The sequence below is a fragment of the Sphingomonas sp. CCH9-E2 genome (assembly GCF_001557215.1).
In the GTDB taxonomy this organism is placed as follows: Bacteria; Pseudomonadota; Alphaproteobacteria; order Sphingomonadales; family Sphingomonadaceae; genus Sphingomonas.
This window is the reverse complement of sequence record NZ_LSJM01000419.1, coordinates 1-1,842: the sequence shown is the minus strand read 5'-3', so window position 1 is coordinate 1,842 and position 1,842 is coordinate 1. Positions and strand designations below refer to the sequence as shown.

Genomic DNA, 1,842 nt, shown 5'->3' with positions numbered 1-1,842 from the left:
CCCCTAACCCCTCCCGCGAGCGGGAGGGGGACTGATGGCGCACGATCGCCGCGCAGCCGAGCAATCGGGTCGCGACGGGGAGACGCGGGCGGCGTGGTATTTGCGGTTGCGCGGGTGGCGGATTCTCGACCGGCGGGTGCGGACGCCGGCCGGAGAGGTCGATCTGGTCGCCAAGCGGGGCAGGCTGGTCGCGTTTGTCGAGGTGAAGGCGCGCAAGTCCGCCGCCGAACTCGATTTCGCGATCGACGAGCGGCGGCTGGCGCGGGTTGCGGCGGCGGCGGAGTATCTGATGCCGCGCTATGCGGCGAATGGCGAGGATATCCGGGTCGACGTGCTGCTGCTCGCGCCGGGCGTGCGGCCGCGGCATATCGAGAATGCGTGGATTGGGTGACATTCGCCCGTCGGCTACCTACTTGCCGCGTTGAACCGATAAAGGACCACGAATGCCCCTGACCGTCGCCGTGCAGATGGACCCGCTCGATTCGATCAACATCGCGGGCGATTCGACCTTTGCGTTGATGCTGTCGGCGCAGGCGCGCGGGCATCGGTTGTTTCACTATGCGCCCGAAGCGCTGAACTATGCCGATGGGCGGGTGTGGGCGAAGGCGCATCCGGTGACCGTGCAGCGCGTCGCGGGCAGTCATTTCGAATTCGGCGATCCGGTGTCGCTCGATCTGGGCGACGAGGCCGATGTCGTGCTGATGCGGCAGGATCCGCCGTTCGATCTGGGCTATATCACCGCGACGCATCTGCTCGAGCGGATCGCCGACCGGACGTTGGTGGTCAACGATCCGGCCAGCGTGCGCAACGCGCCGGAGAAGGTGTGGGTGCTCGATTTTGCGCGCTTCATGCCGCCGACGCTGATCACGCGCGACTATGACGAGGCGAAGGCGTTTCTGGCGAAGCATGGCGCGATCGTGGTCAAGCCGCTGCATGGCAATGGCGGCAAGGCGATCTTCAAGATCGATGCCGACGGCGCGAACCTGTCGTCGCTGATCGAGGTGTTCAACACCGCCTATCGCGAGCCGCATATGGTGCAGGCCTTCCTTCCCGATGTGGCCAAGGGCGACAAGCGCATCGTGCTGGTCGATGGCGAGGTCGCGGGCGCGGTCAACCGTGTGCCGGGCGAGGGCGAGATCCGGTCGAACCTGGCGGTCGGCGGGACCGCGGCGAAGACCGAGCTGACCGCGAAGGAGCAGGAAATCTGCGCCGCGCTGGCGCCGGAACTCAAGCGGCGCGGGCTGATCTTTGTCGGGATCGACGTAATCGGCGGCGAGTGGCTAACCGAGATCAACGTGACGTCGCCGACCGGCATCGTCGCGATCGACCGGTTCAACGGGACCGACACGGCCGCCATGATCTGGGATGCGATCGAGCGCCGGGTGGCGCAACTCCCCTCCCGCTCGCGGGAGGGGCCGGGGGAGGGCTTGTAACCTCCCGCGTTTCGCTTTTGGACAGGCCCTCCCCTAACCCCTCCCGCAAGCGGGAGGGGGACTAGAGCACCATCGTTTCATGACCGAATTCATTCTGAACCTGATCGCCTGGGGCGGATATGTCGGGATTTTCATCCTGATGACGCTCGAGAATGTGTTTCCGCCGATCCCGTCCGAGGTGATCATGGGGCTGGGCGGGATGGCCGTCGCGCGCGGCGACATGGACATGACCCCGTTGCTGATCGTCGCGACGCTCGGCACGACGGCGGGCAACATGGTGTGGTATGGTATCGGGCGCTGGATCGGGATCGCGCGGCTGAAGCCATTCGTCGACCGCTATGGCCGCTGGCTGACGCTGACCTGGGACGAGGTCGAGCAGCTCAACCGCTTCTTCAACCGCCACGGGCTG

At 66.2% G+C, this 1,842-nt stretch carries 3 protein-coding genes; all 3 read left to right on the top strand.

Annotated features, from left to right (window positions below):
- The first annotated feature begins 34 nt into the window (after window positions 1-34).
- Window positions 35-391, top strand: a complete 357-nt coding sequence (locus tag AX681_RS18865; RefSeq protein WP_066663154.1) for a YraN family protein — start codon at window positions 35-37, stop codon at window positions 389-391.
- Between the two features lie 52 nt (window positions 392-443).
- The gene (gene gshB, locus AX681_RS18860) at window positions 444-1,433 is read left to right on the top strand and encodes a glutathione synthase (protein ID WP_066663156.1); all 990 of its coding nucleotides are present in this window, start codon (window positions 444-446) and stop codon (window positions 1,431-1,433) included.
- A 79-nt stretch (window positions 1,434-1,512) separates the two neighbouring features.
- Window positions 1,513-1,842 (top strand): DedA family protein (locus AX681_RS18855; protein WP_443026352.1); only part of this gene is annotated, 330 nt, incomplete at its 3' end.

What these genes read in the sequence shown, in the direction of transcription:
- AX681_RS18865 (WP_066663154.1), top strand. Translation starts at nt 35, where the DNA reads ATGGCGCACGATCGCCGCGCAGCCGAGCAATCGGGTCGCGACGGGGAG.
- gshB (WP_066663156.1), top strand. Translation starts at nt 444, where the DNA reads ATGCCCCTGACCGTCGCCGTGCAGATGGACCCGCTCGATTCGATCAAC.